The 12,904-nt window shown below is 59.2% G+C and carries 8 protein-coding genes and 1 pseudogene; 6 read left to right on the forward strand and 3 right to left on the reverse strand.

Translation table 11 applies throughout. The features are described 5' to 3' along the window. Positions 1 to 140: 140 nt before the first annotated feature. Positions 141 to 332, forward strand: a pseudogene (locus tag BSU04_RS12800) (translational GTPase TypA); the annotation flags it as partial. A 214-nt stretch (positions 333 to 546) separates the two neighbouring features. Here the strand turns inward: BSU04_RS12800 and BSU04_RS12805 are convergent. Next, a complete protein-coding gene (locus BSU04_RS12805) occupies positions 547 to 1,695 on the reverse strand; it encodes a hypothetical protein (RefSeq protein ID WP_144021214.1) in 1,149 nt (382 codons plus the stop codon). 409 nt (positions 1,696 to 2,104) lie between these two features. Between BSU04_RS12805 and BSU04_RS12810 the strand changes: the two genes are divergently transcribed. The 5 genes from BSU04_RS12810 (at position 2,105) to BSU04_RS12830 (ending at position 9,932) form a co-directional block, all read left to right on the forward strand. After that, complete coding sequence (locus tag BSU04_RS12810; RefSeq protein WP_089160944.1) at positions 2,105 to 4,963, forward strand: 2-oxoglutarate dehydrogenase E1 component; 2,859 nt, start codon at positions 2,105 to 2,107, stop codon at positions 4,961 to 4,963. Positions 4,964 to 5,180: 217 nt separating this feature from the next. Continuing rightward, complete coding sequence (odhB, locus tag BSU04_RS12815) at positions 5,181 to 6,482, forward strand: 2-oxoglutarate dehydrogenase complex dihydrolipoyllysine-residue succinyltransferase (protein WP_089160945.1); 1,302 nt, start codon at positions 5,181 to 5,183, stop codon at positions 6,480 to 6,482. Positions 6,483 to 6,617: 135 nt separating this feature from the next. Next, positions 6,618 to 8,048 carry a dihydrolipoyl dehydrogenase gene (gene lpdA / locus BSU04_RS12820; protein WP_089160946.1) on the forward strand — a complete coding sequence of 477 codons (1,431 nt, stop codon included), beginning with the start codon at positions 6,618 to 6,620 and terminating at the stop codon, positions 8,046 to 8,048. A gap of 139 nt (positions 8,049 to 8,187) precedes the next feature. After that, entirely contained in the window at positions 8,188 to 9,285 is a 1,098-nt protein-coding gene (gene zapE / locus BSU04_RS12825) for a cell division protein ZapE (protein ID WP_089160947.1), read from the forward strand. Positions 9,286 to 9,452: 167 nt separating this feature from the next. Then, a complete protein-coding gene (locus BSU04_RS12830; RefSeq protein WP_089160948.1) occupies positions 9,453 to 9,932 on the forward strand; it encodes a transposase in 480 nt (159 codons plus the stop codon). A 121-nt stretch (positions 9,933 to 10,053) separates the two neighbouring features. Here the strand turns inward: BSU04_RS12830 and BSU04_RS12835 are convergent, their stop codons facing one another. Both BSU04_RS12835 and BSU04_RS12840 read right to left on the reverse strand, forming a co-directional pair. Beyond that, positions 10,054 to 10,527, reverse strand: coding sequence for a DUF2147 domain-containing protein (locus BSU04_RS12835; RefSeq protein WP_089160949.1), 474 nt, complete (start codon positions 10,525 to 10,527; stop codon positions 10,054 to 10,056). 160 nt (positions 10,528 to 10,687) lie between these two features. After that, on the reverse strand, positions 10,688 to 12,391 hold the full coding sequence (locus tag BSU04_RS12840) for a ShlB/FhaC/HecB family hemolysin secretion/activation protein (protein ID WP_089160950.1): 1,704 nt from the start codon (positions 12,389 to 12,391) through the stop codon (positions 10,688 to 10,690). Positions 12,392 to 12,904: the final 513 nt, after the last annotated feature.

Genomic DNA, 12,904 nt, shown 5'->3' on the forward strand with positions numbered 1-12,904 from the left:
AACCGCATTGCGTACCTTCAGTGTGTGGAAAATCGTGCGAGCGAGGTGTTGAATAGATATGCGCGGCCGTGTGCCTGCTATCTGGACTATCTGTTATGCGCTATGCCTCCCGGCACTCGGAAAAAGGTGAGCGTAAGCCCGTCGTCAACCCGATCAGGGGCAAGACGCTGACCAACGTGTGTTCGTCGGGTACAGACGAAGCGATGCGCCTCGTGCCGTGGGGCAAGATGGTGCTGGAATATTCGGTTGAGCTCATCGACGACGAACCGGTCGATGTCACGCCGCAATCCATTCGTCTGCCCAAGCGCTCCCTGAAGGAACACGAGCGATGAGGCGTGAGCCGCGAAGGCGCGGTGGGTTAAGCCCGGATAGCAAGCGTGCGTGGTTGGGAGCACTGTGCCTGACTTTCACGCCGCACGCATGACGAAGAAGCCGTTCGGGGAACGCCCGGAACGGCTTCATTACTTAGCGGCTCATTTACTTAGCGGCTCATGCCGATTTCTTTAACTGGTCATCGCCTTGGATCTGTCGGCTGCGGGGGTTTTGCTAATGCTCATCATGAGGAGGCCTGGGCGCACCTCCCGCGAGGCCACCTTCTGGGAACCGCGGCTCAGGCAGTACAACTACCGGCGGGACCAGAATGGGCGCGGGCGGAGTAGGTCCAACGGTTGAACTGCGTGGATTAAACGTCATGACGCGGTCCGGCGTGACGACGTCGCCAATCTCCAAGTAAGCAGTATCCAGATAATTCCGCATCGCGGTGTTCATCCGTTCCGTCGAATTGTAATTAAATGAACCGTTGTTCGGGTCGAAGATGGCATATCGATGCTGGATCGAGCTACCACTGGAATCCACCTGATCCGTGAGGCGTTGGACCAGCAACGCGTGGCCTGCAGTCCCCTGGGCCGCCGCGCCGGTGAGTCGGATGTTTAAGCCGACGAAGGCAAGCGCGCCCTGAGGCAACTCGTTCAGGGTTCGCATCAGCTTTTCCACGCTATCTTTTCTCGACGCCGAGCCCCCTGAAGTCAATTCTGTGTTTTTGTCCTGGATGTAATTTTCAAATACGAGCGCGGACCGGGTGCTCTGAAACGCGTTGATCTTGGCGAATAGCGCGGTTTTTGTCTCACGATCGCCCGTGCGCATATCGTGATCCATGCCGGTGACCGCCGATGTCAGATCGATCGGTTGAGGTTGGCCATACGCGCGGTCGATGCGACGCATTGCCTCGCGTACGAGGCCTTGGCAGGTTCCTTTTCCCTCATCGCCGCGAGTCTCCTTGCGGTCGTTCTGATCGAACGGCACATACGTTTCAGCGCCGTCTTTGAGAGCGCCACCGCCGCGACATTCCCGAAATTCCCCTGACATGCATTTTCCGAGTGCGGAGCCGCGCTTTTCCCGGCTTTGAGACTGGTCGACGCTCGCGAAGCGTTCTGTAGTGTTGCGCGCGGAGCGCTCGACCGTATTGCGCGGCGCAACAAACGACGGGTTACTTGCCGTCATGCCTGAGCGGTCGGTGAACCCGTCTGAGGCAAAAATCCGTGGCCCGACTGGCGGCTCGTTCGTAGAAAGGAAGGCGTCGTCGGATGTCGCGGGGAGCGCGGTTTGTAGAGACGTGGCGGTGTACCGAGTACTAAGTTCCATTGTGGTTCCTGTGGGAGTCATAGAACGAACGACGTACTGATCCGCGGCGCTCACGGCAATCCGCGCCTTTTGAGCGCTGACGCCGGAACCGGATCGCGTGCATTGAGTGTGCGGGCAATCTCGTGAGCGGGGTGTTGCATGGATATGACCGGACCAACGCGGCTGGCCGGCTGAGTGAGTAAGTCAACGCTCTTGAACTGGCGCCTGGCCGCGATCTCGTCACGCGGAAACAAGCGCTGCAAAGACGCTCGCAACAGACCGGAAAGCCTGCCGGACAAGGTTCCAGGCCGCGACCATCAGCGCGTGGACAGACTGATCTATGCTATGCTAGTGGATGCATTGCCAGTTTTAGGTCCTTCCAAGCAGACTTGATTCGCGCAATCCGCTAAACGGTCAGGCCGTGTTGCGGAAGGTTGAGTAACCCGCTATTTCTCGAGAAACTCGAAGAAAGGTGAGCGTAAAAATGATGAAGAATTCCCAGCTGAACTCCTATTTGTTCGGCGGTAATGCCCCGTATGTCGAAGAACAATACGAGGCATATCTCGATAATCCCGCGTCAGTGCCCGAGACCTGGCGTACCTATTTCGATGCGTTGCAAAACGTACCTGCATCGGATGGGACGAATCACAACGACGTGGCCCACGGCCCGATCGTCGAATCATTCGCTCAACGCGCGAAATCGAACGGCTTCGTGCCGCGCGAAAGCAGTGGTGATCTGGCGACCGCGCGCAAGCAGGTCTACGTCCAGTCGCTGATTGGCGCCTACCGTTTCCTCGGCTCGCAATGGGCCAACCTCGATCCGCTGAAGCGCCGCGAGCGCCCGGCCATTCCTGAGCTCGAACCGGCGTTCTACGACTTCACTGAAGCCGACATGGATCAGATGTTCCATGCGCAGAACCTGTATTTCGGCTTCGAACAGGCATCGCTGCGCGAGATCGTGAAGGCATTGCGTGACACATACTGTGGCACGATCGGCGCCGAGTTCATGTACATCAGCGATCCGGAACAGAAGCGCTGGTGGAAAGAGAAGCTCGAATCGATTCGCTCCACCCCGAATTTCTCCCCCGACAAGAAAAAGCACATTCTTCAGCGCCTGACGGCGTCGGAAGGGCTTGAGCGTTTTCTGCACACCAAGTACGTCGGTCAGAAGCGTTTCTCGCTGGAAGGCGGCGAAAGCTTCATCGCGTCGATGGACGAAGTCGTGCGTCACGCGGGCGCTGCGGGCGTGCAGGAAATCATCATCGGCATGGCTCACCGCGGGCGTCTGAACGTTCTCGTGAACACGCTGGGCAAGATGCCGGCTGACCTGTTCGCCGAATTCGAAGGCAAGCACGTCGATGACCTGCCGGCCGGTGACGTGAAGTATCACAAGGGTTTCTCGTCGGACGTTTCAACCGACGGCGGCCCGGTGCACCTGTCGCTCGCGTTCAACCCGTCGCACCTTGAAATCGTGAACCCGGTGGTCGAAGGCTCGGCGAAGGCACGGATGGATCGTCGCGGCGACGTGGACGGCCTGCAAGTGCTGCCGGTCCAGATTCACGGCGACGCGGCATTTGCCGGTCAGGGCGTGGTGATGGAAACGCTGAACCTCGCGCAAACGCGTGGTTACGGTACGCACGGCACGCTGCATATCGTCATCAACAACCAGATCGGCTTTACGACGTCCGACCCGCGCGACGCGCGCTCGACGCTGTATTGCTCGGACGTGGCGAAGATGATCGAAGCGCCGGTGTTGCACGTGAACGGTGACGATCCTGAAGCGGTCGTGCTGTGCACGCAGTTGGCTATCGACTACCGCATGCAGTTCCATAAGGACGTGGTTGTCGACATCATCTGTTTCCGCAAGCTGGGTCACAACGAGCAGGACACGCCGGCAGTTACGCAGCCGCTGATGTACAAGACGATTGCGAAACATCCGGGTACGCGCGCGCTGTACGCTGAAAAGCTGGTGCAGCAGAGCGTGATCACGGCGGAAGACGCTGACGGTTACGTGAAGGCGTATCGCCAGGCAATGGATGACGGTCATCACACGGTCGATCCGGTGCTCTCGAACTACAAGAGCAAGTACGCGGTGGACTGGGTCCCGTTCCTGAACCGCAAGTGGACGGACGCTGCTGACACTGCCGTGCCGCTCGCAGAACTGAAGCGTCTCGCGGACCGCATCACCACGGTTCCCGATAACTTCAAGGTACATCCGCTGGTCGAGCGCGTGATCAACGATCGTCGCGCGATGGGCCGTGGTGAAGCGAAGCTCGACTGGGGCATGGGCGAGCATCTGGCTTATGCGTCGCTGGTGGCATCGGGTTACGCGGTGCGTCTTACGGGCCAGGACTCGGGCCGTGGCACGTTCACGCACCGTCACGCTGTGCTGCACGATCAAAACCGCGAGCGCTGGAACGACGGTACATACATCCCGTTGCAGAACATTGCCGAAGGTCAGGCGAAGTTCACCGTGATCGACTCGGTGTTGTCGGAAGAAGCGGTGCTCGGTTTCGAGTACGGTTATTCGACCGCAGAACCGAACACGCTCGTCGCCTGGGAAGCGCAATTCGGCGACTTCGTGAACGGCGCGCAAGTCGTGATCGACCAGTTCATCTCGTCGGGCGAAGTGAAGTGGGGCCGTGTGTCAGGTCTCACCATGCTCTTGCCGCACGGATATGAAGGTCAGGGTCCGGAGCACTCGTCGGCACGTATCGAACGGTTCCTGCAGCTTTGCGCGGATCACAACATGCAAGTGGTCCAGCCGACCACGCCGGCGCAGATTTTCCATCTGTTGCGCCGTCAGATGATCCGTTTGTTCAGGAAGCCGCTGATCGTCGCTACGCCGAAGTCGCTGCTGCGTCACAAGGAAGCGGTGTCGGATCTGTCGGAACTGGCGAAGGGCTCGTTCCAGCCGATCATCGGCGAAGTGGATGGCACGATTGAGCCGAAGAAGGTCAAGCGCGTGATCGTATGTTCAGGTCGCGTGTATTACGACCTGGTGGCGCATCGCCGCGAAGCGAAGGCGAACGACGTCGCGATCCTCCGTATCGAGCAGTTGTATCCGTTCGCCCACAAACAGTTCGACGCGGAAATCAAGAAATACGAACACGCGACCGAAGTGGTCTGGGCACAGGACGAGCCGCAGAACCAGGGCGCCTGGTTCTACGTCGAGCACCATCTGCGTGAAGGCATGCGTGAAGGACAGAAGCTGGCTTACAGCGGCCGTCCGGCATCGGCATCCCCGGCAGTCGGCTATTACGCGAAGCACTACGAGCAGCTGAAGGCGTTGATCGAAGGCGCGTTTGGCCGATTGAAGGGTGCGCAGACGATCTCGAAATAACGGCTGTGACCGGGGAGCGCCGCTGCTGGCGGCTCCCCGGTTTTTCATGCGCTGTCCTGTGATTCGAGTTTCGATTTTGAACGTGGAATGCACAAGCAGCGCTCACCATTGATTGGTTAGACGCGCTGCATTTACACGTTCTGGTCATCCAGGAATTGACGGCGTCGAACTTTCCAAGAATTGACGTTGTACCCAGATACATTCAGGAAAAAACATAATGTCTATCGTAGAAGTCAAGGTTCCCCAGCTCTCTGAATCCGTGTCGGAAGGCACTTTGCTGACGTGGAAGAAAAAGCCGGGCGAAGCAGTTGCCATCGACGAGATTCTCGTCGAAGTCGAAACGGATAAAGTCGTGCTGGAAGTGCCGGCACCGGCTGCAGGCGTGCTGGCGCAAGTGATCAAGCATGACGGCGATATAGTGACGGCCGAAGAATTGATCGCGACGATCGATACGGAAGCGAAAGCGGGCGCAGCACCAGTTGCTGCCGCCGCGGGCGCTGCTGAAGTGCAGCCGGCACCGGCTGCTCAACCGCAACAGGAAGCTGCACCGGCACCGGCAACGGCTGCCGCTTCGAACACGTCGGCGTCACCTTCGGCTGCGAAGATTCTGGCCGAGAAGAACGTGTCGAACGACCAGGTTTCGGGTTCGGGCCGCGATGGCCGTATCACGAAGGGCGACGCACTGGCTGCCACGCAAGGCGCGCCGGCTGTTTCCGCTGCGGTCTCCGCGCCCGCTGCAAAGCCGGCCGCTCCTGCCAAGGCCGCCAAGCCGTCGCTGCCGGACGTGAAGGCGCCGGGTGCCGATCAATGGCTGAAGGACCGCCCGGAACAACGCGTTCCAATGTCGCGTCTGCGCGCACGTATCGCCGAGCGTCTGCTTGAGTCGCAACAGACCAATGCCATCCTGACGACGTTCAACGAAGTGAACATGGCGCCAGTGATGGACCTGCGCAACAAGTACAAGGACAAGTTCGAGAAGGAACACGGTGTGAAGCTTGGCTTCATGTCGTTCTTCGTGAAGGCTGCCGTCCACGCACTGAAGAAGTACCCGCTGGTCAATGCGTCGATCGACGGCAACGACATTGTCTATCACGGTTACTTCGATATCGGTATTGCCGTGGGTTCGCCGCGTGGTCTCGTGGTACCGATCGTTCGCAATGCGGATCAATTGAGCCTGGCTGACATCGAGAAGAAGATTGCTGAATACGGCGTGAAAGCGCGCGACGGCAAGCTCTCGATCGAAGAAATGACGGGTGGTACGTTCTCGATCTCGAACGGCGGTGTGTTCGGTTCCATGTTGTCCACGCCGATTATCAACCCGCCGCAGTCGGCCATTTTGGGCGTGCACGCAACGAAGGAACGCGCGGTGGTCGAGAACGGCCAGATCGTGATTCGTCCGATGAACTATCTGGCGCTGTCTTACGACCACCGGATCATCGACGGCCGCGAAGCCGTGTTGTCGCTGGTCGCCATGAAGGATGCGCTGGAAGATCCGGCTCGCTTGCTGCTGGACCTGTAAGCCCGGGCCTGCAAGCCCGAGCCTGTAAGCCCGAGCCTGTAAGCTCTTTAAATCTGGCAGTAAAACCTTATTTGGGACTCATGGCGCGTTCGATAGGCTCGGGCGCGCCGTGTATCCAACAAGAGAAGGATAGTCATGTCCAAAGAATTTGATGTCGTCGTGATTGGTGCAGGCCCTGGCGGTTACATCGCGGCGATTCGTGCAGCGCAACTCGGCAAGTCGGTTGCGTGTATTGAAAGCTGGAAGAACCCGGCCGGTAACCTGAAGCTCGGCGGCACGTGCCTTAACGTGGGCTGCATTCCGTCGAAGGCGTTGCTGGCTTCGTCGGAAGAATTTGAAAATGTTTTGCATCACCTCGGCGATCACGGCATCAACGTGGGCGATGTGAAGCTCGACCTCTCGAAGATGCTCGCCCGCAAGGAAGGTATTGTCGAGAAGATGACGAAGGGGATCGAGTTCCTGTTTCGCAAGAACAAGATCACGTGGCTGAAGGGTCATGGCAAGTTCACCGGCAAGACGGACGCCGGCGTGCAGATCGAAGTGAGCGGTGAGGCAGAAACTGAAACCGTGACGGCGAAGAACGTGATCATCGCGACGGGATCGAAAGCGCGTCATCTGCCGGGCATTGCGGTCGACAACAAGATTGTCGCGGACAATGAAGGCGCGCTGTCGTTCGACGCCGTGCCGAAGAAGCTCGCTGTGATCGGTGCGGGCGTGATCGGTCTGGAACTGGGTTCGGTGTGGCGGCGTCTCGGCGCGGACGTGACCGTGCTCGAAGCGTTGCCGGCGTTCCTCGGCGCGTGCGATGACTCGTTGGCGAAAGAGGCTGCGAAGCAATTCAAGAAGCAAGGTCTCGACATTCACCTCGGCGTGAAGATAGGCGAAGTGAAGACGACGGATTCGAGCGTCTCGGTGGCCTACACGGACAAGGACGGCAACGCGCAGACGCTGGACGCCGACCGCTTGATCGTGTCGATCGGCCGCGTGCCGAACACGGACAACCTTGGTCTGGACGCGATCGGCCTGAAAGCGGACGAGCGCGGTTTTGTTCCCGTCGATGACCACTGCGCGACCAGCGTGCCGAACGTGTATGCGATCGGCGACGTGGTGCGTGGCCCGATGCTCGCGCACAAGGCTGAGGATGAAGGCGTGCTGGTGGCCGAGATTATCGACGGTCAGAAGCCGCATATCGACTACAACTGCATTCCGTGGGTGATCTACACCGAACCGGAAATTGCGTGGGTCGGCAAGACGGAGCAACAACTCAAGGCCGAAGGCCGCGAGATCAAGACCGGCCAGTTCCCGATGATGGCGAACGGTCGCGCGTTGGGTATCGGCAAGGCGGACGGGTTTGTGAAGATGATCGCGGACGCGAAGACCGACGAACTGCTCGGTTGCCACATCATTGCGGCGAACGCGTCGGACCTGATCGCTGAAGCTGTCGTGGCGATGGAGTTCAAGGCGGCATCGGAAGATATCGGCCGGATCTGCCATCCGCACCCGTCGTTGTCCGAAGTGATGCGCGAAGCCGCGCTCGCCGTCGACAAACGCGCGCTCAATATGTAATTGCAGCACGGGTTGAGCAGCAAGACGAAGGCGGGCGGGAGTTTTCCCGCTCGCCTTTGTTTTATCCACGGCTTTCAGCTTCCTTGGCTTCTTTAACTTATTCATTTGGCTCACTTCAGGGCATCCAGACCCTCGCACCATGAACGTCAACGAATACTACGAAAACGAACTGCAGACGCGGAGTTACCAATCGGATGCAGCGCAATTGGCGGCGGTCGAACGTTTGCAACGTTGCTACGACGAGTGGGTCGGGTACAAGGCGCGCCGATCGAACGCGTTCAAGAAACTGATCTCGCATCCGGAGTTGCCGCGTGGCGTCTACATGTGGGGCGGCGTGGGGCGTGGCAAAAGCTTCCTGATGGACAGTTTCTTCGCGGTGGTGCCGGTGCAGCGCAAGACACGCCTGCATTTCCACGAGTTCATGCGCGAGGTGCATCGCGAGCTGGAGGAGTTGAAGGGCACGGCCGATCCGCTGGATGAACTCGCGCGACGGGTAGCGAAGCGATACCGGTTGATCTGTTTCGACGAGTTTCATATCTCGGACATTGCCGACGCCATGATTCTTTATCGTCTGCTCGACCGCTTGTTTGGCGCCGGCGTGCAGTTCGTGATGACGTCGAATTACGACCCTGACCTGTTGTATCCCGATGGTTTGCATCGCGACCGGTTGCTGCCTGCTATCGAGCTGATCAAGTCGAAGCTGGACGTGATCAATGTCGATGCCGGCACGGACTATCGTAAGCGTACTTTGTCGCAAGTGACTGCGTATCACACGCCGCTGGGCGCCACCGCCGACAAGGCGCTGCGTGCCGACTTCGCGAAGCTTGCCGCAGTGCCGGACGAGAGCCCGATCCTGCGCATCGAGAAACGCGAACTCAAGGCACTTCGCAAAGCCGACGGCGTGGTCTGGTTCGACTTCGCCACGCTCTGCGGCGGCCCGCGTTCGCAGAACGATTACCTCGAACTGGCGAGCCGCTTTCATGCGGTGATTCTCTCCGAGGTTCCGAAGATGTCACCGCGCAATGCATCCGAGGCGCGCCGTTTCACGTGGCTGATCGACGTGTTCTATGACCACAAGGTGAAGCTGTTGATGTCGGCCGAGGTACCCGCAGAAGAGCTGTACGTGGAAGGGCCGATGGCAAACGAGTTTGCCCGCACAGTGTCGCGGATCACCGAGATGCAGTCGAAGGAATATCTGGAGTCGGAGCGTCGCCTGGTGGACACATCGCTGACCTGATCAGTGCGTTGGCCGAACGGCCGAGTTGACAATGCGAGACTCATAATTTCGCCGCAGGCTTACTGCTGTAAGGCTCTGGACCGTATTTCAAGATTCGGACAAGTCTTATTCCGGGGATTCCGGTGCATCGGTATCTTCTAATCACCTACTTGTGATTGGAGAGAACCATGAAGCCTTACCGCGATATGTCCGATGAAGAATGGCAAATGGTCGCGCCTTTGTTGCCAGAGTTGCGGCCCCGTTCCGAGTTGCGCGGGCGGCCGCTCGCCAACACCCGTGCAGTGCTCAACGGCGTGCTTTGGGTGATGTACAGCGGCGCTTCATGGTCTACGTTGCCGCGCAAATATCCGTCTTATCAGACGTGTCACCGGCGCTTCAAGGCATGGCACGACTCCGGCGTGCTTGGGCGTGTAATGCAGCAGTTGTTCGGCGTGGCGAGTGAAGGTTTGTATTCGTTGATGACCTCGCGCATGCGGGTGCCAACGGAGTTGCCTGAGGGATTGGGCGCCCATGCAGGCGCGGCGGATCCCACCCGGCCTGCCGAGATGCATGGCGACTCACGTCCAGTGCTTATGCCGCTCGTGCCGCTTACGCCGGCCGGAGGACCGGTGGAATACCCGCGCGGCGGTGTGCGTCACGCGGCTTGATATCTGGCTAGATATCCGGCTAGATAACGCGAGCGACGATCGCTCGCGTACAAAGACCCCGTCTGGAGACTTTGAGTCTCCAGACGGTTTTTTTTGCGTCATGCACTCGGACGCTGTGTTCCTACTGCTGTCTGATCCAGGTTTGCGAACGTCCGAGCAGCGACACGCCAATATATCCGCGCACCACGAGTTTCTGTCCGCTGTCGTCCAGGTGCATCTTGCATTTGTACAGCTTGCCATTTTCGGGATCGAGGATCTGGCCGCCGTCCCACGTGTCGCCGTCGGATTTCATGCCGTTGATGATGGTCATGCCTTTCATCAACTGGTCCTTGCGTGAATCCGTGCAGGCCGTGCAACGGCGGTTCGGATCGTCGTTGTTGCCGAGTCCGGTCAGGATCTTGCCAGTGAGTGTGCCGTCGCCGTCCTGGACAATTTGCACCAGCGCCTTGGGCTGACCGGTCTTGTCGTCGATGGTTTGCCATAGTCCCGTGGGCGAAGCAGCCTGCGCCATGCTTGTTGCAGCCGACGCAAGTAGTGCGCCGGCAAGCAGGATGCGTCCGACATGCCGATGCGCGCGTTGGGTAAGTCCCGTCATGCTTCCTCCTTGAGGTAAAACGGCTCTTGATATGTTCTGCATGTTGTCATTATTGCCGGCCGCTCAGGAGCCGCGTGCCGGACAGAATACGACAAAGCATGGGGAGCGTTTTGTACAAATCCTCTAGTCGGGCAGGTTGTTCGCTACGATCTGTCACATGTCAATTGAATTGGTAGGAAAAGGTCGCGTTTACGCGCGGGCTCCGCGACCCGTTCCCTTCGACCGGGGCATCGCCAACCGGTTTCGCCAGCGATAAATCCAGGCTGTAGTACTTGGCATCGGAGATCCGGAAGCCCACGCCTATCGATGCCAGGCGGCTCGGTTTCGAACCGGCGGCGTGAAGATACGTGTGGGCGGTATCGACGGAAACGTAGGGCGTGAATGTCTTCATGAACGCCAGTCCGATCGCAAACGGCCGGTTGATTTCCGCCGAAGCGGCCCAGCCCGAATCCCCCGATACTTCTCCCGGCTGATAACCAAGCGCGAAGCGCTGGCCGCCAAAAGCGATCTGCTCCGAGCTCGGCAAGGAGTCCGCGCTGTACTGCCCGGTCGCTGCTATCGAGGTGCCGATCTTGAACGGCCATTCATTGGTCTGCGAAACCGTAGCACCCGTGCGCACGAACGTGAGTGACGCAGGGTTGGTTGTGACTACTCCTGGAATATTGGTGTCCGCCGACTTCGATGCCCCAAGCACATCGAACGCTTTCGCCACGTTCAGGCTCGCACGCCGGACCGTGCCCGTATCCACGCCGGTGTAGTCGAGTTGCAACGTCGTCACACGCACCTGCGAACGCTGGCCAAGTTGTGCGCCCGTGATGGTGTTCTTGTAGCGGTCCTCGTCGTGCGACGCGTATGCGCCCACCGTGCCGATCAGGCTGCGCGTATTGCTCAACACGAACGGATACGACGCGGACAAGCCTACTTTGTCGTTGATAACGGTGCGCTCGACGTAGGAGGGCAGGCCGGGGTTATCGACAGGATGTCCGTAGTAGTGCGATGCATCGGCCTTGATGGCGAAACCATCGGTACCTATTGGCAATGAGCCATTGACGTCGAAATAGGTTTGATCGTCGCGGCCCTTCGGTAGCAGGGCCGCGACACCGAGTGTCTCGCCTTGGCCAAGGAGGCCGTTTTCCGTAGCAGTCACAATGCCCTGCACGCCGGGATGATTCATGTCGATGCCGGTCGCGATATTGAACGGCTTGCGCTCGACGTCCAGATCGAGCGTGGTCGCGCCGTCGGTGGTCTGCGGCGGCGCGACGGTCGCCGCGATCTTCACGCCGGGCGTGAGGCCGAGCACATTGACGTAACGTTCGAAGGTCTCTTGCCGCAACGGCCGGTCGGCGCGAATCCGGTCAGCGATCGCGCGAATGCGTTTTTCAGCGGTGCCGGGGTCGCCCTTGATCTTGATATCGGCGACGTAACCTTCCACCACCGTGATGCGCACCACGCCGTTTTCGAAGGTTTGCGCGGGCACGAAGGCGAAAGAGAGCGCGTAACCCCGTTCCTTGTAGAGCGCGGTCACGCCGTTTGCCGTCTCCATCAGTTCGCCGATGGTGACGTCCTTGCCTACGAGCGGCGTGAAGCGTTGCGCGACTTCATCGAAGGGAATGGCTTTTACGCCTTCCACCTCGATCTTTTGCGGCGTCAGATGACGTGCAAGCAATTCCTGGATGTGCGGAGTTTGCGGCTGGACATCGACGGTAACGGCCGGTGGTTTTTGCGGCGCGTTCACCTGCGGCAACGCGTCCAGTGGGTTGCCCGCCAGCGCGGGCCGCGCAACCTGTCCGCTGGTCTGCGCTTGGGCGGCATGCGCCGCCACCGCCGCAAGCAGCAGCGTCCATTTCCATTCTTTGATATTCACGGTACGGCCCTCGTTGGCTTTTTTCGTGCGAACTGCGGAGGAGGCCGGATCGACATGACCCGAGCTCCTGCTGCGTTCGTCATCGTTTGATGCTGGGTGCTGCTTCTACTGCATATCTCTGTATTACGGCTCTTTGCGGCTATAACCTTTGGCTTTATGGGTTCCTGCCTTAATTTATTCTCGTTTATCCCCGCGTGTCATGGCTATTTTTATCGGTTGTCCTTGCGTTATTTGCTTGTCCGGTTTTGTCTCGGGTCTCTGTACCCGGGTCTTTTATATACGCAGAGATATCCGGCCGGATGCGAAACCGGCGCCGAGAGCGGCGCCGGGAAGACGAGGTGTGACCAGACACTGAAAGGGATCATTGAGGGGTTTCGGTACCCGACCTCCTCGTCGCGAGGACGTAACGAAAGGACGCTTCAAACCGTGAACCCGAACCTGGGGCGGTCCGGGTCACGGACCCGTAAGCCTCGAGTTATCGCTCCAGGCGAAAAGCCCCGAGGCCCAAGCGTT

The sequence above is a fragment of the Caballeronia sordidicola genome, assembly GCF_002220365.1.
Lineage (GTDB): Bacteria > Pseudomonadota > Gammaproteobacteria > Burkholderiales > Burkholderiaceae > Caballeronia > Caballeronia sordidicola_C.